Source organism: Mycobacterium sp. E2479 (assembly GCF_001667925.1).
Taxonomy (GTDB): Bacteria; Actinomycetota; Actinomycetes; order Mycobacteriales; family Mycobacteriaceae; genus Mycobacterium.
The window spans coordinates 1-17,585 of the sequence record NZ_LZJR01000052.1; the positions used below are offsets into that span (position 1 = coordinate 1).

The following is a 17,585-nucleotide window of genomic DNA, read 5'->3' on the forward strand; positions in this document are numbered from 1 at the left end:
CGTCCGCGTGCGCAGATCCAGCTGGCCGCCGCGCGAAGCCAGGATGAGTGCCCCGCTGGCCGCGGCCAGGGCCGGCTGCGACGGCGTCAGGATCGGCATCCGGCCATGCATCGAAAGCCGTTCGGTGACAAGCGGAATGCGTGCTCCCCCACCGACCGTGACCACTGCGACGAGGTCTGACCAACTCGTACGATAGCGCACCAGCATGTCGTCGAAGGCGTAGATGAAGCCGGTCAGCCGATCCTGAATCATCTCTTCGAGGTCGTCTTGCGTCAAAGTCAAGCTGCAATTGCGCCCGCCCAGCACCGCGATGATTTCGGTGGTCATGTCGGTCGAGAGCCGCTCCTTGCCCACGCGGCATTGTTCCTTCAGTTCCACGAGCTGCCCGACACCGGCGGTGCTGGCCGGGTCGAGGCCGCTGCCATGCCCCAGCTCCTCGAAGGCACGCAGCTGTAACTCCTGATCAATCTCGTCACCGGACAACGCGGCGTAACGCATGGTGGCGCTGACGAGTTCGAAGTCGCCAGCGACATTGACCAAGGTGGCCGAGGCACCGCTGCCGCCGAAGTCGAGCAGACCCACCACACCCTCGTCGGGAAGGCCGAGCTCGGATTTCACCGCGGTCAGTGACGCGATCGCGTCGCTGACCAGCCGCGGCGCCATACCGCTGCGCACGAAGCCCAGATGGGTTCGCAGCGCGTCCCGCAACGCCTGTACCGTCGTGGGTTTCCAATGCGCCGGCACGGCGATGGAAATTTCCGAGCACGCGGCGTCAGCGCCGGCCGCGAGCACCATCGCGTCCAGTGCCTCCACCGTGAGCAGTTCCGGGTCATGCGCGGAACCGTCGGGTGACACCAGCGCAACGGAATCACCGATGCGCTCGATAAAGCCCCTCATCGGTACGCCAGGCTCGGTTAGGTACGGGTTCTCTTCGGGTGCACCGATTTTCGGTGCACAGTGCGGGTAAAGGGTGAGCACAGACCGGCGGCTAACCGGTGGGCTTCCATTACGCGCAGCGACCAGGTTCGTGGTCCCGATCGACAACCCGAGTGGGTCGTACATAGAGCGAAACCTTCGTCTATAGGGGTCGGTGGCCAGCGTTAACCATAGCCGCGGACACGCGGAAAGCCGATGCTTCGCAATGTCATTGGTATCCGCTCGATGCGCTTGCGTCACCGAAGCGGTACCGAAAACCCCTTGACAAAAAGCCTTTCGCTACAACACCGTCAGCGGCAGCGAATGCCTGGGCTCGAACTGGAAGGTCGAGCCCCCACTCACTCTGACCACCGAAACCTCTGGCAGCTCCTCGGTGGCGGTCTCGGTTTCAACCAGTTCGGCCGTCCAGTCGGTGGCCGTTCCGCTAACTCGAACCTCGACGTGCGGGTCCACCGCGGTGGCGATCGCCTGGAGCGGCTGCACGGATTGCGGCGAGCACAGCGAGATCCAGGATCCGTCGTCATGGGCCGGCGATGCGTGCACACGCAGCAGGTTCGATTCCGTCTCGGCGACAACGTAGCCCGCGGGATTCAGCAGCGGGTGCAGTTCGAGGACGCGCAGCACACCGTCGATTCCGCTCGGAAGTTTCAGTGCGCGGTGGATGCGCTCGGCGGCCATGCCCGCGATGCCGATCAAGCCGCGGGTGCGCACGCCGACGGCTTCGTCGTCGCTGGCGGCTCGCGCGGCCACCGCGATCGCGAACGACAGGTACAGCAGGTGCATCTGCAGGCATACCTCGTCGGCCATTCGGACCAGCGCCGAATGCGAGAACGCGGCGAAGTCGAAATCCGAAAGCAACGGCCCCGAGTAATCCGCCTGCCCCTCATCTTCGGGGTCGACGGGATCGAGTTCCCAAGTCGCGGCGCGTGTTCGGCTCACGATGTCGAGTGCCGGGATGCTTTGCGCTTCGGGATGGGACTCGTCGATGATGACGGTCCATGCGCAGTGCGGGTGCCGGTCCGCCGGCGTCCGCGGCGGGCGGTGGATCGGGCGCACCTGGGCACGCGGATTGGTCGCGATCGCGGTGGCGTCGAAGGTCGGGTCCTCGATGGTGTGGCACATGCCGAACACGTACTGCTCGCCCATCGGCTCGACGTCGAGTAGGGCACCGCAGTGGTCGAGGCGGAATTCGCCGTGCCAGCGATCGTGAACGGTGTAGCGGAAGTCCATGAATTGCGGCGGGGCCCCGATGTCGAGCTGTAGGCCCTTGAAGATCGTCACCACATCGTCGCCCTCGTAGTTCAGCGCTTTCTGCATGCGCCGGGTGTAGATCGGGCTACAGCCCGCCCACTCCTCGATGGCGATTTGGATCATCTCCTCGCGGCCGAAAGCGGAGATGCACCAGGCCATTCCGGATCGGTCGATCAGCTGACCGATCAGCAGCAATTCGGGTACCAAGACGACGAGCTCGTCGCGGGACAATTGCGCGTATCGCGAGGGGCCGCTCACGCCCCAAAAATAGACTTGGCTATGTTATAAAGTCAACAATGCCCGTAATCGCCGGCCAGACGCCCGATCGCCGGGTTCGCCCCACCCGGCGGACCACCGCGCCACGCAAGCGCGGCGATGACACTCGGGCGAAGATCATCGATGAGACCGTGCGCTGCATCGTGGAGGAGGGATTCTCCGCGGCCACCGCCAAGCACGTGGCCGAACGTGCGGGCGTGACCTGGGGGGTCATCCAGTACCACTTCGGCGATCGCAACGGCCTGCTGATGGCCGTGGTGGACGACGGGGTGGCCCGGCTCGTCGACAGCCTGTCGTCGGCCGACGTCAGCGAGCTCCCCTTGCGCAGGCGCATCGAGGTGGTCGTGGACACAGCTTGGAGCTGCTACAGCAGCCCGACGTCGATGGCCGCCTTCGAAATCCTGCGCGAAACCCGCGGCGGCTCGGACCCGTCCTCGCGCCGCCACCTGCTCGACATGAATGCCGCGGTCGGCCAGCTGGGGAGGTTGATCAGCACGGATCCCGCGCATGCCGGTGTGGCGGAAGTCATTTGGGCCACGCTGCGCGGTGTGGTGCTGGCGCAGATGGTCACCGGGACCGCGATCGATTGGAGCCTGGAACGACGTGCCCTCGTCGACATGGTCACCCGTGTGCTGCAATGACCTGGTGACCCTCGACGACCTCGCCGACATCGAAGCGATAAAGCAAGTCAAATACCGGTATCTGCGCGCGCTGGACACCAAGCACTGGGACGACTTCACCGACACCCTGGCCGAGGACATCAAGGCCGACTACGGGCCGTCGATCGGCAACGAGCTGCATTTCACCAACCGGGCCGACCTGGTGGAGTACATGCGTACCTCGCTGCCCTCCAACGTGATCACCGAACACCGGGTGACGCATCCGGACATCACTGTCGACGGCGACACCGCAACGGGCAGTTGGTATCTGCAAGACCGCGTTATAGTCGCCGACTTCAACTTCATGTTGATCGGGGCCGCCTTCTACCGCGACACCTACCGTCGCACCGAGGCGGGCTGGAAGATCAGCGGCACCGGCTACGACCGAACCTATGACGCCACACTGTCTTTGGAGGGCCTGAACTTCACGCTCAAACCCGGTCGCGCCGTCGCCGCGGACTGAAGGCTACTTCGTGATGGCGATGACCGCGCCCGGCCGCAGCCATTTCATGATCGACACCAGCTGAGCGTCGTCCACCGCCACGCAGCCCTCGGTGGGCTTCCCGTCGGTGGTGTGAAAGAAGAACGCGGCTCCACCACCCGGGGTCTTGTCCTTGTTGACGCCCATCACGACGGCGTGCTTGTACTGCGGGATCTGCAGGTTCTCGCTGTCACCGGTGTTGAACGGGCACTGCGCCTTCTGGCACACCTGCATGGTGTTGAACGTGGGACTGTGGTCGTCGCCGCTCCACCAGTAATTGGCACCGGACACCTGGGTATAGGGCAACCCGGTGCCTGGATTCGGCGCCGTGCCGAACGCGGAGTCCAAGCTGTACACGCCCATCGGGGTGGCCGGAACACCGCTCTTGGCCTGCGGTGCCATTCCCGCCGAACCGACGTGGGTGGGAATGCCGGACCGCAGCGACTGCCAACCGGTGCCGGTGCGCTGGAAGATCTCCATGGTCGCGTTGGAACCGCCGGTGCTCACCACCGAAACCACTTGGGTCGCATTGCCAACCGAGTTCGCGAACCACGGGGCGCCCGCGGCCGCACCGGTCGGCGCCAGCACCACCGAGGCGAGAATTACGCACGCCGCGACGCACAGCGAAGTGAGCAGTCGGTGCATGCGCTCCATCGTCGAACGGGCACGTCCTCAGGGTCAAGTAAATGTTTAGCCGCGGTTGGGTCACCGCGTCGTGATCAAACATGCACCGGGACGGCGTTGTTAAGGAACTGCGGCGGTTTCGGTCGCACGCCGCGGGCTGACGAGTCGCTTCATCGAAGGCCGGAAAATCAACAGACACAACAGGAAATACAGGTATCCCAGCGACCAGCCGGCCAGCACGTCGGACGGGTAATGCACGTTGAGCGCCACCCGGGCGATGCCGACCGTCACCAGCACCACCGTCACCACCGCGACCGCGATGCCGCGGGCCATCCGATGCAGCATCGGAAAGAAAAAGCACAACACGGCGAGCAGCGCGGCCATCGCCTCCAGCGCATGCCCGGACGGAAAGGACGTCGAGGGCGCGGCGACCAACATGCTTGGCGGCCGGGGACGGTTGACCAGCGCCTTGGCCACCGCGGTCACGAACTCGTTGAGCGGCCCGCACGCGAAAGCCAGCACCAGCGCGGCCCGCAGATTGCGCAGCACCAGGGCGGACACCGTCATCACAACGCCCAGCACGGACATCGGGACGGGGCCCACCGCATAGGACACGACTTCCCAAAAGCGAAGCCACAGCGGATGTTTGAGCGCGAGGTCGCGAGCCGCGTTGAGCAAGGACCAATCCGTCCGGTACAGCCAATTCCAGTGTTGGCGGTAGCCGACCCACATCGCCGCATACACGGTGGCGGCCAACGCGGCGATCAAGGCGGCCACCGGTGTCCGGGGGCGAGTCATGACCAACCGATACCAGCACCGCCTTCGCCGTCACCGTGCGGCCCGCCCCCTCGGAGTCGCGGCCGCGTCATACTGTCGATATGGCCGTCTTCGTCCGTAGGTTGTTCGGCATCGGCAAGCTGCCCGACCAGCTGCATGCCGAGGTCGAGTCGGAAGGCCTGATCTACCTCGCCGATTATGTAGCCGTGACCCGCCGATTCAGCGGCACTATCCCGGGCGTGCGGTTGCCGCACAGCGTCGCCAGCTACACGGGTTCGCTGGTCTTCACCTCGGAGCGGGTGCTGGCAACGCTGTCCATGCTGCCCCGGCTGGCCGGCCCGACCGTCAACGTGCGCTGGGACGCGCCGCAGACAGGAGGGGCGCAGGTGGAGATATCGCCGACCGGACTGCAGGTCAACGCCGACGTCTCCCGAGTCGACAAAAAGTTCACCGGCGAACTGTCGCTGCACTACAAGGTGACCATTCCGGACGATGTTCTCAGCCGCCTGCCCCGGCGGTCGCTGGCGTTCGACATGCCGCCGGAATACGTGTTCCGCGCGGTCGGGGTTACCTATAGTCCCTGATCGTGATCCGCGGCCAGGGCGGCTGCCGCAGCACCGCGAGGGTGCCGATCACCGCGGCCAGCAGGCCGGTGATCACCCCGATCAGCGCGATCCGGCCGTTGTCGACGGCCGGCGTCCAGGTGGCCTGCCCGTCACGGATGGCGAACACCCCCAGCGGCTTGGTGACCACGATGACGGTGGTGCCGTCCGGGGTCTGATAGGGCTCGCCGTAACCGCGGCCGGCGCTGGGCTCGGCGGCCAGCTGATCGAGCACATCGGAAGGCTTCACTTCAAAACCACTCCCTTCGCGGGGGCCTTGGGGCCAAGGCACGATCAACGCTAACGCCGATTTCCTACGATGGCAGACGTGACCGGTGACGCATTCAGCTCGCATGAGCGGCGGGCGGTCTATCGCGTCATCTACGAGCGTCGTGACATGCGCCGATTCGTTCCCGGTGCGGCGGTGGACGAGGCCGTATTGGCGCGCCTGCTGCAGGCCGCGCATGCGGCGCCCAGCGTCGGGCTGATGCAGCCGTGGCGCTTCATTCGGATCACCGACGCCTCGCTGCGGCGACGCATTCATGCCCTGGTCGACGAGGAGCGTCCGCGCACCGCGGAAGCCCTGGGCGAGCGATCCGACGAGTTCCTGGCGCTCAAGGTGGAGGGCATCCTCGAGTGCGCCGAGTTGTTCGTGGTGGCGCTGGGCGACGGCCGCGACGCGCACGTCTTCGGTCGGCGAACGCTACCGCAGATGGACTTGGCGTCGGTGTCGTGCGCGATCCAGAACCTGTGGCTGGCGGCCCGGTCCGAGGGCCTCGGGATGGGCTGGGTGTCACTTTTCGATCCGCAACGGCTGGCGGCGCTGCTGGGGATGCCGTCGGGCGCCGAGCCCGTGGCCATCCTGTGCCTGGGACCGGTACCCGAATTCCCCGATCGGCCGGCGCTGGAACTGGACGGCTGGACCGTTGGGCGACCGTTGTCGGAGTTCGTCTGCGAGAACCGATGGGGTCAGTTGCCGACGCCCTGACGCAACAGCACTCAGGAATCCCGCGGGGAGGTTGCGGTAACGTCGCCGGTCGCAAGGCAATGTGAGAGGTGACGCCATTGGAGATAGCGGAACAAAACCGGAATACGGGCTCTTTGGACAACGTGCTGATCGTGCACTGGCACGACCTGGGGCGCTACCTCGGCGCCTACGGCCACTCCGACGTATCGAGCCCGCGGCTGGACCGCCTTGCCGCCGAGGGCATCCTGTTCACCCGCGCGCACGCCACCGCGCCGCTGTGCTCGCCGTCGCGCGGATCGCTGTTCACCGGTCGCTACCCGCAAAACAACGGCCTCATCGGGCTGGCCCACCACGGCTGGGAATACCGTGACGGCATCCGGACCCTGCCTCAAATCTTGTCTGAATCGGGCTGGTATTCAGCGCTTTTCGGTATGCAGCATGAGACCTCCTACCCGAAGCGGTTAGGATTCGACGAGTTCGACGTGTCGAACTCCTTCTGTGACTACGTCGCCGACAAGGCCGACGAATGGCTGCGGCAAAGCGCCGAAGGCCTTGTCGGACAGCCGTTTTTGTTGACCGCCGGGTTTTTCGAGACCCACCGGCCCTATCCGCACGACCGTTACACGCCGGCGGACAGCGCGCAGGTCGATCCGCCCGACTACCTGCCCGACAGCCCCGAGGTGCGCGGCGACCTCGCCGACTTCTACGGGGCCATCAGCACCGCCGACGCCGCCGTGGGGCGACTGCTCGACGCGCTGGCCGACACCGGTTTGGACGCCAACACCTGGGTGGTGTTCTTCACCGATCACGGCCCGGCGTTTCCCCGGGCGAAATCCACGCTGTATGACGCCGGTACCGGCATCGGCATGATCATCCGCCCGCCCACCAACCGGGCGGTGGGTCCACGCATCTACGACGAGCTGTTCAGCGCCGTCGACTTGGTCCCGACGTTGTTGGGGCTGTTGGGGATTGACACTCCGGTCGATGTCGACGGTGTATCACACGCGTCCGTGCTGCTGGAACCGGATCCGCCGACCACACCACCGGTGCGCGATCACGTCTACACCACGAAGACCTACCACGACTCGTTCGACCCGATCCGCGCGATCCGCACCAAGGACTACAGCTACATCGAGAACTACGTGCCCCGCCCGCTGCTCGATCTGCCGCTGGACATCGAGGAAAGCCCGTCCGGGCGGGCCGTCGCGCCGTTCGTCAAGTCGCCGCGGCCCGAGCGTGAACTCTACGATCTGCGCACCGATCCCAGCGAGACCACCAACCTGCTGGCCGATGACCGAACCGATGCGAATGAGGTCGCAGCTGATCTTGCTGTCAGACTGCACGATTGGCGTCAACGCACCGGTGATGTCATCCCGTCGGAGTTCGCCGGCACCCGCATTTCCGCGAGATACACCGAGACGTATCTGAAGATCCATCGGTCGAAGCCGACCCCCCGCTCGGCCATAGCCGCTGACCGCGGCATCGAAGAAGGCAAGCCAACGCAGCGTTAATCACCGTTGACCCAAATTCGTTGCCGCGCCGGGGATCGGCGGCCGGTGGGCGCTGCCGGGTTACCCGGCTGAACGGCTCGACCCGCCCACCTCGGCGATGACGAACACCCGCCGGAACGGGAAGATCGTCGCGCCGTCGGACCGCGGTGGGTAGGCGTCCCGCAGCAACGGGATCAGCTCCTCGCGGAACTTCTCCCATGCGTCGTCGTCGAGCCGCTCGCGCACGGGAACCAGCGCGGTGCCGGTGATCCACTCCAGGACTGGATGCTCGCCGGTCAGCTGGTGCAGATAGGTCGTCTCCCAGACGTCGACCTTGCATCCCGCGTCGAGCAGCAGATTGGCGTAATGCGCCGGGGGCTGAACCACCGCCCCAACCCGAAATGGAATGTCGCGCAGCAACTTCGCATACGGCTCCCGGCGGGCGAGCGCCCGCACCGCGGCGTAGGACGGCGACTCGAAGTTGCCCGGCATCTGGACACCGATCCACGATCCAGGCGCCAGCTCCCCCGCCCACCGCAGCAGCAGGTCGGCGTGCTCGGGCACCCAGTGCAGGGCCGCGTTGCTGACCACCACGTCGGTGTCGGGTTTGGGCTTCCAGTCGCGCAGGTCACCGGTGACGGCGTCGATGCCGCGTTCCTTCGCGGCGGCAACCATCTCCGGCGAGCTGTCCATCGCCTCGATCACCGCGTCGGGCCAACGCCGGGCCAGGTACTTAGTCAGGTGCCCCGGACCGCAACCGAGATCGACGACGCGACGCGCGCGCTCGGCACCCACCCGCGACAGCAAGTCGTAGAAGGGGCGGCCGCGATGGTCGGCGAAGGCCAGGTAAACGTCCGGATCCCACATGTCGATCCTCCCGATCCTCGCGCCGCCGCAACCGGCCGATAGCAAACCGTATAACTCCTATGGTGCGCCGACGCGGCCCGGATGGTCCCGGGATAACACCGCGTTGACCGAAACGGACAAAACGCCCAGGAAGCCCGTGGCCGTCGGGCTACCATCGGCGTTCGTGGCGCCCGACTCAGATCCGATCGACCCGCCCATCCCCGTTCCCGACGTTTCCGGCGCCGATCTTTCGGCCGGCGCCGGCGGACTACCCCCTCGCTCGGCGTTGTCGCCCCGCCAGCGAATGGTAGTCGAGGCATCGGCCCTGGGTGATCTGGCCCTGCGCACCTGGGTGGCCTCGCTGCTCTCCACGACGGTGGCGCCGTTCGTGGTGGCAAGTACGCTGCGGCAATCCCATTCCGCCACCGAACGCGACAACCTCGACTTCTATGCGGAGTTGGGGGCGGCGAAAGACCCGGCGCGATCCTTTCCGCCACCCACCGAGATCCCCCGGGTCGCATCGCGGCGGGCCAGCCCGCTGGCGCAGTGGATCGCGCACGGCACGGTCGACAACATCGCATTTCCCAGCAGCTTCACCGCCGTCAACCCCGCCATGCGCCCGCAGTGGGGCGCCTGGCGGGCCAACAACACCGTGCGGGCGCAGCATTGGCGCCACGACGACGGGCCGCGTCCCACCCTGTGCGTGATCCACGGCTTCTTGGGATCGTCCTATCTGGCCAACGGACGGTTCTTTTCGTGTCCCTGGTACTACCAGTCCGGCTACGACGTACTGATGTACACACTGCCCTTTCACGGCAAGCGGGCCGAAAAATATTCACCATTCAGCGGTTTCGGCTATTTCGCCGGTGGACTCAGCGGTTTCGCCGAGGCCATGGCACAGGCCGTGCACGACTTTCGCTCCATCATCGACTATCTGCGCCACACCGGGGTCGACCGCATCGCGCTCACCGGCATCTCACTGGGCGGCTACACCTCGGCGCTGGTGGCCTCGGCCGACGCTCGGCTCGAGGCGGTGATCCCCAACTGCCCCGTCGTCACCCCGGCGACATTGTTCGACGAATGGTTCCCGGCCAACAGGCTGGTGCGGCTGGGTCTGCGGTTATCCGACATCAGCCACGACGACCTCGCGGACGGGCTGGCGTACCACTGCCCGCTGAACTACCGGCCACTGGTGCCGCGGGAACGCCGGATGATCATCACCGGACTCGGCGACCGGATGGCGCCGCCCGACCATGCCGTCAAGCTATGGCAGCACTGGGATCAATGTGCGCTGCACTGGTTTCCGGGCAGTCACGTGCTGCACATCAGCCAGTTGGACTACCTGCGCAGGATGACCGCTTTCCTGCGGGAGGTCATGTTCTGACCACCTCGACGGTGTCGGCGTTGTCGCCGGTTTGGCCGGGCGAGGCGCGGTGCGCTCCGCCGAGCAGGGTGGGCCAGTGCAGCTGCGCGAGCAGGTTCTGCGGCGCTGCGGCGTGTCCGTCCAGCCGACGCGTGGACAACAGGTCCAGCGCCGTCAACGCCGGCAGGTGGTTTCCGCGTTGCGGGGTCAGCCCACCGATCGGCGGTTTGCCATCCGGGGCGGTCTCGGTCTGGAACGCACACGCCACCGCGACGGTGAACCGGTCTGTGTCACCGGCGATCTCCAACGCCGTGCAGGTTTCGCGCGCGGGATAAGACCGGATCGCCTCCAAGGTCTCCGGCAGTGTGTCGTCCACCCGAATTTCGTATGCTGCAAGATAATCCGAGGCGCCGCGCTGCACTCCCCGCCACCTCTCGCGGGGGTTGGACGTCAGTAGCCGGGGGACATCGTCGGCGGCGACGGTAGTGGCTTCCCAACCGATCTCCCTCAAATGGTCCGCCAGCCGGCGAGCCGCGACCTGAGCGGTCTCGTGCAACGGGATTCGCGGTGAGCGGGCCTGCAGCGCAGCCAGATTATCCCGCGCCGATACCGTGAGACCGATCCAGGTCTCGCGTCGTGACACGTCGGAGGTGTTGTCGCGGCTGGTGATTCGGATCTTGTCGGCCCGGATGCCGTAACGATTGAGGTAGCTCGCGATCAACGGGAGCGGCAACGCGTCGGAGTCATCCTCCGGTGTGCCGAGGCGAATCAGCGCGGTTGCCGCCGTGTCGGAAGTGCTCGCCGGGACGGCGTTACCGCGTCCGATCATCGCCACTCGGCGGCGCAGGATGGTGGTGAAATGCAGACCGTGCCACCAGCCGAACAACACGATCACGACGGCGGCCGCGATGCCCAGTAACCAGTAGTCACGCGGCGGTCGCCACGGGTAGGCCATGACCGCGGGCACAACGGCCAACAGCGCCAACGTGATTCGACCGCTCCCGGGAGTCGGTATCCGATGCTTGCTCACGGGGTGGGGTCCTTTCGTCGGCGTGCGGCGATTGCGGTGACTGCGCCGGCCACCGCGACCAGCACGGCCAGCGCGGCGGTGCCGGCCACCGCGACGGTCCGTGGTTTGGTGTCCTTGGGCGCGGGGGCCGGCGGCACGGTCACCGGCTTGAACGATGCCGCCCCGGGCTGGTTACCCGCGGGCAGTTCCCAGGTCAGGGCCGCCACCGGATCCACGCTGCCGGTGCCGACCACGTTGGACGGTTCACGCGCGCCGTTGTGCGCGGTTGCGGTGATGCGACGCTGCACTGCGGTGGCGTTCAGGTCGGGATACTTACTGCGGACCAGCGCCGCGACACCGGCCACGTAGCCGGCCGCATACCCGGTTCCGCTGACAGCGGCGAGTTGCTGGTGCCCGTCAGGCAGGCCGTTGGCCAGTCCGCCGCCGTCGGCGTTGCCGATCGACACGATGCGTTCGCCGGCCGCGGCGACACCCACCCACGGTCCCGCCACCGTGAATTTCGACGGCTGGCCGTCCGGGGTCAGCGACGCCACCGACAACACGTACGGCTGCCACCACGAGGGGATGGACACCGACGTGACACCGGCCCAATTTCGCGGATCGTTGGGGCGGCTCAAGTCGGTGAGCGGGTTCGACTCACACGAGGCGCCGCCGGCGCCCGCACCGCTGTCACCCGCGCCGGCCACGAGTACCGCGTCCTTGTCCACCGCCGCGTAACGGACCGCCGCGCCTAAAGCGGCCTGATCAACCGATCGGTCCACGGGCAGGCAGGTGGCCGACCCGATATCGATCACCCGCGCACCGAGGTCGGCCGCATGCACGATCGCCCGGGCGAGTGTCGACACCTCGGCCGACACTTGCGCCATCAATGGATCACCACCCGGCGTTCGTGGCGAGAACTTGGCCGACGTCGTCCTGATCGACACCACGCGCGCCGCGGGTGCCACGCCGGAGAACCCATCGTCGGGCGAGGGCTGACCGGCGATGAGCCCGGCCACCAACGTTCCGTGTCCGTCGCAGTCGGTCAGCCCATCGGTCGTCTCGACGAAATCGCCGCCCGGTTCGACGTTGGGCAGCCTCGGCCCCGGCCGCACTCCCGTGTCGAGCACCGCCACCAGCTGCCCCTCGCCGCGCGAGAACTGCCATGCTGCAGGGAGATTCAGCATCGACTGACTGGGCGTGATCGCACCGGGGTCGCTGCCCGGCACGACACCGGAGGTGCTGCAGGGTCCGCGCTGCTCCATCGGCTGCCCGGGCCCCGGCGCGCCGCTGGGCGGTGGGGCGCCGGGATCCACCGTCGGCGGGCTGATCGCGGATGCCGGCGCACTCGTCCACGTCGCGGCGGCGGGCAGCAAAGCCAATGCCGCTGCGGCGCAGGCTGATGCCGGCCGAATCATCGATTGAGCACCAGGGCGAACAAACCGACGACGAAAGCCATCACGGGGATGAGCGACGCGTCGAGTCCGGTCGCGACAAAGCCCACCAGCCGGCGCACCGGCAGCGAGTAGCTCTCCGGCGCGGCGATACCCGGGTTCATCGCCACCACGATCCAGACCAATACGAGCACCAGAACGACCAGTGCGGCGCCCAGGGCGGCGGCGTAGCGTCCGGTGGAGGTGTAGAACACCAGCAGCACGCCGGCGGCCAAGAAGGGCTGGGCGAGCAGCCACGCCTTGCAGGCGGCGGAGTCCCACACCCTGGCGCGCAGCACCGACGTCGCGGCGGTGGCCGCCACTACGTACCAACCCGCGCCGCTGAGCGCCTCGGGCCGCAGGCCGATCACTACCGAACCCAGGACGCTGAGTAGCACTGCGCCGGCGATGAATCCGCTCTGATGTGCGTCGCTGATCCGGACCCGGCGCGGCAGGTCCTCGAGCACCTGCAGCGACGGCGCCGACGGGGTGGGGTCCCCGGGTGCCGGAATGACCGGCAGCGGGAAGCGCGCCCACAGTGCGGACAGTTGAGGCGTCTCGATGGTGACCAGCAATGCCGCCACGATCAGCCCGCAGCCGATGGCGATCGGCTCGAGATGCCAGAGCAATTCGGCGCCGGCGGCCAGCAACACCCCGGCGCCGACCACCGCGGTCGCGGTGAAAAAGCCGGCGATGCGTTCACGCTCGGCGCTGGGCGCCATCAAGGCGATCAGCGACCACGCGGTGACACCGGCCGCGGCCAGGGTCAGTTGGGCGGCGCCGAACTTGCCCGGCACGGCCAGCGCGAGCGCCGCGGCGATGGGAGCGAGTGCGGCGATTGAGAGCGTCATGCCGGTGCGCGCCGAGCGAGCGGTGACCAGCAGTCCGACGGTAGCGGTCACCGCGGCGACGGCGCTGACCGCGACCAGTCCCAGCAGCGCACCGGTGGCTACCCGGTAGGTAACGGACAACCCCGTCACCAGGAACGTCACCGCGATCGCCGCGGCCAAAGCGCCACGCTGGATATGCGTTGTGCCCCATGGCTTGAGCCGGGAAGTCGAGAAGATCATGGCCGCATCGGCGATGTCCTCGACGATGCCGGGCGCCGCCGGACCCAGCGGAAGCGCCTGGAGCGCCAGGAGGTCGCCGTCCACGACTCCGACCGTGTCGAGGCTGGCGTCCAGACTGAACGGCGCACCACCGATCGGGGCCAGGCTCAGTTGAGTCGCCGCACCGACGTCGGCGGCACCGCGCGAGGCGGCGCCGTCTTCCGAACCGCCGTTGGTCGGAACCACCAAACGCTGGACGGCCGGCAGGATTTCGCGCAGCGGCAGCTCCGCAGGCAAGGCCATTTCCATCAACCTGCTGTCCGCGAGGATTGCCACACGGACGATCGGCATGACGGTTCCGGATGTCACCGGATCTCCGAAAAGTGTTGTGGCCGTTGCTGGAACATCGTTCTCTCTTCTTTCGTATTACGAGTTTTGTACGGAAAAATCTCGGGCCAACCGGTGTTCGCCGAACCATCCGGCATCTGGCAGTAGGGCGGTCAGTTGTTCGATCGCGACGGCGATCGCGAACGGTGTTCCCGGCGCGAAGGTCGAAACCCACTCGCCGTCGAAGGCCAGGGACGGACTGACCAGCACCCGCCCCTCGCGTGCGTCGACAATGCTCATCCCCACCTCGGTGGTGGAGTGCCGGCCGTCGCAGCGGCAGCCGGCGACGATCTCGACGTAGCTGCGTGGTCCTTCGAACACCGATTCCACCACCTTCCGTGCCGATTGCGGGATACCCAAGTAGTCAAGGACTTCAGCGAGCGGGGCACCCGAACGCAGTCGCTCGTCGGCTCGGGCACCAACCCGCATCGGCATGCTGAACTCGTCGAACCGCGCGGGCGCGCGGTTCGCGAGACCGACGGTGAGCACCGGCACGAGCGCGCGCGGATGGTCGATGTCCATGACGGTGAACGTGATGAGCTGCGCGCTGCGCAACGCGACCACTGTGATCGACGGCTTGCCGGCCACACCGGTGCGCTGCGCGACGATGCCCCGCAGCAACCCGGCGTCGCCTTCCGCACCGGTGTCCTTGGCCGGACCGATGTAACGCATGTCCAGCCACCGCTGCGGAAAACACACCACTTTGATCCACTCGGCGACCGCTGGGTTGACCAGGCCGCCTTCTGAGACCAGACCCAGTTCGGTCAGCTCAGCTTTCTGACGGTCGAGGAACGCGCTGCGTTCCGCGGCATCACGATAGGGCGAGGTGATCGCCAATACCCAGGGAAAGCTCCCCGCCCCAATCGTTTCCGCGATGAACCAAGCGTGATCGACCGTCAGCTCGACGGCGTTGGGCGCTCGGTCCATCAGGTTCGTTCAGTCACGACCTAGCCGCCCCACTTGGCGGCTTCGGCCTGGTCGCGGGCCAGCATCGACATGGTGTTCGCCTCGTGGGTGCTCGCCATTGACTGGTAGGCGCGCACGAGGCTTTCCATCGCCTGGTTCCATTGGGCCTGCCACACCTGGTAGGTCATACCGGTGTCACCCTGCCAGGCGTTGGACAACGTGGCCTGCTCGCTGGCGATGTCGGAACCGAGCCCCTGCATGGTGCCGGCGTAGCCCGACATGTCGGCGGCGTGGTTCAACATCGCCGGGTAGTTGTACATGATCTGCGACATGACAAGTCCTTTCGCGGTTGCTAGCGGTGAGATCAGAACGCGGTGTAACCGGACGCGGCGGCGGCATCCGCGGCCACGTAGGTGCCGGCGGCGTCACCGAGGTTGGCCTGGGCGATGTCCAGCAGGGTGTTGACCCGGGCGGCGACCTCGACGAATCGCGCGTGCGCGGCCTGGAAGGCGGCCGAGGACTCGCCCTGGTGGAACGCCTGCGCCGACATCGCTTCCTGCTCGGCCTGGCTGATCGTGCTGCGCATCAACGCCGCCTTAGCGCTGAAGGCCGACTGTGCGGCTACCAACTGCGGAATGTGAGCGTCCAACATACTCATGCTGATTCCTTTCTGTTGCTTCCATTGGGGTTTCGGTAATTCACCTTCACTGGCTGACTGCCTTAACCCCCTTTCCCGGGCTCGGTTGGGTGTGCTCCGTTACCGGCTTCCTGCTCCCACGTGCCGGGCACCATCGGCATGCGTGGGCCACCACCGAAATCGTCCTCGGCCAGCTTGGTCAATCCGGCCGCCTGGAAGGCTTTCTGTCGCCGCGTGGTTCCGGCGAACCCGAGTGGCCCCGCCCCCTGGGCGGATGCGACGGCCGCGGCCAGTTCCTCCTCGTCGCCGAAATCGGGGGGGACACCGAAATCGGAGTCCATGTCCGCGTACTCGTCGGCGTGATCGTGCAGCGTGGCCCGCCGCCTGCGCCGTGCGCGCGACTCGGCGCGGTTCGCCGCTGCGGCACCCGCTGCCGGGATGGTCGCCGCCGGAGCCTTGACCCCGCCGCGGCCGCCCAACGTGGGTCCGACGCCCGCGTCCGGGTCACCGCCCATGGCCACCAGGTAGGCGAAGTTGGTCGCCGCCGCCGCCGGCGCCGGCGCCGCGGGCGCACCGGAGCCCGCGGCAGCCGTGGTGGCCGGTGCCCCGGCCGGAGTCGCCACCGTCGGGGCCAACGCGACCGCCGGCATCATGGTCGGTTTGTTCGACGTCAGCACGGGGGCCACGACGGCGGGGGCGGCGTCGGCATCCGGCTCGACGTCAACGGGTGTGGTGAGCAGGGAACCGAGCCCGATGCCCAGCAGTAGCGGAATCAGCAACGGCGCGGTCAGGATCGCACCCCAGGTCGGCCAGCCGACGGCGTTGAAAAACACTTGGTAGGCAACGAAGAACAGCAGCGGCCCGTTGGCCGCCAGCAGCGCCGGCAGGTTCTGCAACAGCTGCTGGATGTTCTGGAGGAAGTCCTGCAGAGATTTGGACAACTGCTGGAAGAAGTTCTGCAACCAGTCGCCAGGGCTGTTCTGCGCGGCGTTTGCCGCGAGGCTGTTCGTTTGGCCGCCGGGATTGACAATGGGAGGCGCCGGCGTGGTGCGCGGCGACGCGGCCAGGGCCGAGCCCGCGACAGCCTGGTAAGTGCCCATGGTGGTGGCCGCCTGGACCCACATCCGCGCATAGTCGGCCTCGTTGACCGCGATCGGAATGGTGTTGATGCCAAAGAAATTTGTCGCTACCAACACCCCGTGCACGGTGTGGTTGGTGGCCAGTTCCGCGAGCGTCGGCATGGCCGCCAAGGCGGCCGTGTACGCCGTGGCCGCGACCTCTTGCTGTGCGGCCGCACCCGCGCTGTCGGCGCTCGCCTGCTGTAGCCACGCCAGATACGGCAGATGGGCCGCCACATACTGCTCGGCGCTCGGCCCCTCCCAGGCACCGGCCTGGGCCTCCCCCAGTAGCCCACTGAGTTCGGCTGCCGCCGAGGCGTATTGGGTGCTCAGCGCGGTCCACGCGCCGGCGGCCGCCAGTAGCGGCCCCGGCCCAGGACCGGCGCTGAGCAACGCCGAATGCGCCTCGGGTGGCAAAGCCATCCAGATAGTGGACCCTATGGGGGCCAGAGGGCCAGTCATTTGTCAGGCGCCCGCGATTCCGAACGTCGCAGCGGCCGCGGTGTCGCCCGCGAGGTAGCTTGCGCCGGCCTCGCCGACGCCGACGCCGGCGCGGCCCAGCTCTTCGACACCCTGGGCCGCCATGGCGGAGTGCTCCTGGCCCTGAGCGCTGAATCCGGCAGCCGTTTGCAGCGATACCGGGTCTACCGCCGGCGGCACCACCGCGGTGATCGCCGGAGCCGCCGCCGCGTGCGCGGCCGCCAGCCGTGCCGTCAGGGCCTCGACCGCAGCGCTGGTCGCGGCCAGACCTTCGGGAACCACTCGCAGGGTCAT

20 protein-coding genes are annotated in these 17,585 nt (G+C 67.2%); 6 read left to right on the forward strand and 14 right to left on the reverse strand.

Going from position 1 to position 17,585, the window contains the following annotated elements:
- Positions 1 to 1,062: Hsp70 family protein (locus A5686_RS06035; RefSeq protein ID WP_156749960.1), on the reverse strand; the 1,062-nt coding region annotated here is incomplete at its 3' end.
- A 153-nt stretch (positions 1,063 to 1,215) separates the two neighbouring features.
- Complete coding sequence (locus tag A5686_RS06040; protein WP_067932113.1) at positions 1,216 to 2,445, reverse strand: hypothetical protein; 1,230 nt, start codon at positions 2,443 to 2,445, stop codon at positions 1,216 to 1,218.
- Positions 2,446 to 2,483: 38 nt separating this feature from the next.
- Here A5686_RS06040 and A5686_RS06045 point away from each other — a divergent pair, with 38 nt between their 5' ends.
- Positions 2,484 to 3,104, forward strand: coding sequence for a TetR/AcrR family transcriptional regulator (locus A5686_RS06045; protein ID WP_067932116.1), 621 nt, complete (start codon positions 2,484 to 2,486; stop codon positions 3,102 to 3,104).
- Positions 3,091 to 3,585, forward strand: coding sequence for a nuclear transport factor 2 family protein (locus tag A5686_RS06050; protein WP_067932117.1), 495 nt, complete (start codon positions 3,091 to 3,093; stop codon positions 3,583 to 3,585). The genes A5686_RS06045 and A5686_RS06050 overlap by 14 nt, the downstream gene beginning before the upstream one ends.
- A gap of 3 nt (positions 3,586 to 3,588) precedes the next feature.
- On the opposite strand, the gene A5686_RS06055 is transcribed toward A5686_RS06050, so the two are convergent.
- Positions 3,589 to 4,248: a L,D-transpeptidase gene (locus A5686_RS06055; protein ID WP_067932157.1), complete on the reverse strand. Its 660-nt coding sequence runs from the start codon at positions 4,246 to 4,248 to the stop codon at positions 3,589 to 3,591.
- 99 nt (positions 4,249 to 4,347) lie between these two features.
- Entirely contained in the window at positions 4,348 to 5,025 is a 678-nt protein-coding gene (locus A5686_RS06060; protein ID WP_067932118.1) for a phosphatase PAP2 family protein, read from the reverse strand.
- Positions 5,026 to 5,105: 80 nt separating this feature from the next.
- On the opposite strand from A5686_RS06060, the gene A5686_RS06065 reads away from it, so the two are divergent.
- Positions 5,106 to 5,588, forward strand: coding sequence for a hypothetical protein (locus A5686_RS06065; protein ID WP_067932119.1), 483 nt, complete (start codon positions 5,106 to 5,108; stop codon positions 5,586 to 5,588).
- On the opposite strand, the gene A5686_RS06070 is transcribed toward A5686_RS06065, so the two are convergent.
- A complete protein-coding gene (locus A5686_RS06070; protein ID WP_067932121.1) occupies positions 5,572 to 5,856 on the reverse strand; it encodes a hypothetical protein in 285 nt (94 codons plus the stop codon). The genes A5686_RS06065 and A5686_RS06070 overlap by 17 nt on opposite strands.
- Before the next feature lie 69 nt (positions 5,857 to 5,925).
- On the opposite strand from A5686_RS06070, the gene bluB reads away from it, so the two are divergent.
- Together bluB and A5686_RS06080 are read left to right on the forward strand one after the other, a co-directional pair.
- Complete coding sequence (gene bluB / locus A5686_RS06075; RefSeq protein WP_067932123.1) at positions 5,926 to 6,594, forward strand: 5,6-dimethylbenzimidazole synthase; 669 nt, start codon at positions 5,926 to 5,928, stop codon at positions 6,592 to 6,594.
- Between the two features lie 83 nt (positions 6,595 to 6,677).
- Complete coding sequence (locus A5686_RS06080; protein ID WP_067932160.1) at positions 6,678 to 8,084, forward strand: sulfatase; 1,407 nt, start codon at positions 6,678 to 6,680, stop codon at positions 8,082 to 8,084.
- Positions 8,085 to 8,144: 60 nt separating this feature from the next.
- Here the strand turns inward: A5686_RS06080 and A5686_RS06085 are convergent, their stop codons facing one another.
- Positions 8,145 to 8,930 (reverse strand): trans-aconitate 2-methyltransferase, encoded by a 786-nt coding sequence (locus A5686_RS06085; protein ID WP_067932125.1) that lies wholly within the window; start codon positions 8,928 to 8,930, stop codon positions 8,145 to 8,147.
- Positions 8,931 to 9,093: 163 nt separating this feature from the next.
- Here A5686_RS06085 and A5686_RS06090 point away from each other — a divergent pair, with 163 nt between their 5' ends.
- Positions 9,094 to 10,293, forward strand: a complete 1,200-nt coding sequence (locus tag A5686_RS06090) for a S9 family peptidase (protein ID WP_067932161.1) — start codon at positions 9,094 to 9,096, stop codon at positions 10,291 to 10,293.
- Here the strand turns inward: A5686_RS06090 and eccE are convergent.
- The 8 genes from eccE to A5686_RS06130 all read right to left on the reverse strand — a co-directional run bounded on the left by eccE (position 10,283) and on the right by A5686_RS06130 (position 17,585).
- Positions 10,283 to 11,302 carry a type VII secretion protein EccE gene (gene eccE, locus A5686_RS06095; RefSeq protein ID WP_067932126.1) on the reverse strand — a complete coding sequence of 340 codons (1,020 nt, stop codon included), beginning with the start codon at positions 11,300 to 11,302 and terminating at the stop codon, positions 10,283 to 10,285. The genes A5686_RS06090 and eccE overlap by 11 nt on opposite strands.
- A complete protein-coding gene (mycP, locus tag A5686_RS06100) occupies positions 11,299 to 12,699 on the reverse strand; it encodes a type VII secretion-associated serine protease mycosin (RefSeq protein ID WP_067932127.1) in 1,401 nt (466 codons plus the stop codon). Before mycP ends, eccE begins: the two co-directional genes overlap by 4 nt.
- Positions 12,696 to 14,114, reverse strand: a complete 1,419-nt coding sequence (eccD, locus tag A5686_RS06105) for a type VII secretion integral membrane protein EccD (protein WP_156749962.1) — start codon at positions 14,112 to 14,114, stop codon at positions 12,696 to 12,698. The genes mycP and eccD overlap by 4 nt, the downstream gene beginning before the upstream one ends.
- Before the next feature lie 75 nt (positions 14,115 to 14,189).
- Positions 14,190 to 15,077: an ESX secretion-associated protein EspG gene (locus A5686_RS06110; protein ID WP_067932130.1), complete on the reverse strand. Its 888-nt coding sequence runs from the start codon at positions 15,075 to 15,077 to the stop codon at positions 14,190 to 14,192.
- 20 nt (positions 15,078 to 15,097) lie between these two features.
- On the reverse strand, positions 15,098 to 15,388 hold the full coding sequence (locus tag A5686_RS06115) for a WXG100 family type VII secretion target (protein WP_067128585.1): 291 nt from the start codon (positions 15,386 to 15,388) through the stop codon (positions 15,098 to 15,100).
- Between the two features lie 32 nt (positions 15,389 to 15,420).
- Complete coding sequence (esxG, locus tag A5686_RS06120; RefSeq protein WP_007768837.1) at positions 15,421 to 15,714, reverse strand: type VII secretion system protein EsxG; 294 nt, start codon at positions 15,712 to 15,714, stop codon at positions 15,421 to 15,423.
- 62 nt (positions 15,715 to 15,776) lie between these two features.
- Positions 15,777 to 17,234 (reverse strand): PPE family protein, encoded by a 1,458-nt coding sequence (locus A5686_RS06125; protein WP_067932132.1) that lies wholly within the window; start codon positions 17,232 to 17,234, stop codon positions 15,777 to 15,779.
- 42 nt (positions 17,235 to 17,276) lie between these two features.
- On the reverse strand, positions 17,277 to 17,585 hold the full coding sequence (locus A5686_RS06130; RefSeq protein ID WP_067932134.1) for a PE family protein: 309 nt from the start codon (positions 17,583 to 17,585) through the stop codon (positions 17,277 to 17,279).

What these genes read in the sequence shown, in the direction of transcription:
- A5686_RS06045 (WP_067932116.1), top strand. Translation starts at nt 2,484, where the DNA reads ATGCCCGTAATCGCCGGCCAGACGCCCGATCGCCGGGTTCGCCCCACC.
- A5686_RS06055 (WP_067932157.1), bottom strand. Translation starts at nt 4,248, where the DNA reads ATGCACCGACTGCTCACTTCGCTGTGCGTCGCGGCGTGCGTAATTCTC.
- A5686_RS06060 (WP_067932118.1), bottom strand. Translation starts at nt 5,025, where the DNA reads ATGACTCGCCCCCGGACACCGGTGGCCGCCTTGATCGCCGCGTTGGCC.
- A5686_RS06065 (WP_067932119.1), top strand. Translation starts at nt 5,106, where the DNA reads ATGGCCGTCTTCGTCCGTAGGTTGTTCGGCATCGGCAAGCTGCCCGAC.
- bluB (WP_067932123.1), top strand. Translation starts at nt 5,926, where the DNA reads ATGGCAGACGTGACCGGTGACGCATTCAGCTCGCATGAGCGGCGGGCG.
- A5686_RS06085 (WP_067932125.1), bottom strand. Translation starts at nt 8,930, where the DNA reads ATGTGGGATCCGGACGTTTACCTGGCCTTCGCCGACCATCGCGGCCGC.
- mycP (WP_067932127.1), bottom strand. Translation starts at nt 12,699, where the DNA reads ATGATTCGGCCGGCATCAGCCTGCGCCGCAGCGGCATTGGCTTTGCTG.
- eccD (WP_156749962.1), bottom strand. Translation starts at nt 14,114, where the DNA reads ATGCCGATCGTCCGTGTGGCAATCCTCGCGGACAGCAGGTTGATGGAA.
- A5686_RS06110 (WP_067932130.1), bottom strand. Translation starts at nt 15,077, where the DNA reads ATGGACCGAGCGCCCAACGCCGTCGAGCTGACGGTCGATCACGCTTGG.
- A5686_RS06115 (WP_067128585.1), bottom strand. Translation starts at nt 15,388, where the DNA reads ATGTCGCAGATCATGTACAACTACCCGGCGATGTTGAACCACGCCGCC.
- esxG (WP_007768837.1), bottom strand. Translation starts at nt 15,714, where the DNA reads ATGAGTATGTTGGACGCTCACATTCCGCAGTTGGTAGCCGCACAGTCG.
- A5686_RS06125 (WP_067932132.1), bottom strand. Translation starts at nt 17,234, where the DNA reads ATGGCTTTGCCACCCGAGGCGCATTCGGCGTTGCTCAGCGCCGGTCCT.
- A5686_RS06130 (WP_067932134.1), bottom strand. Translation starts at nt 17,585, where the DNA reads ATGACCCTGCGAGTGGTTCCCGAAGGTCTGGCCGCGACCAGCGCTGCG.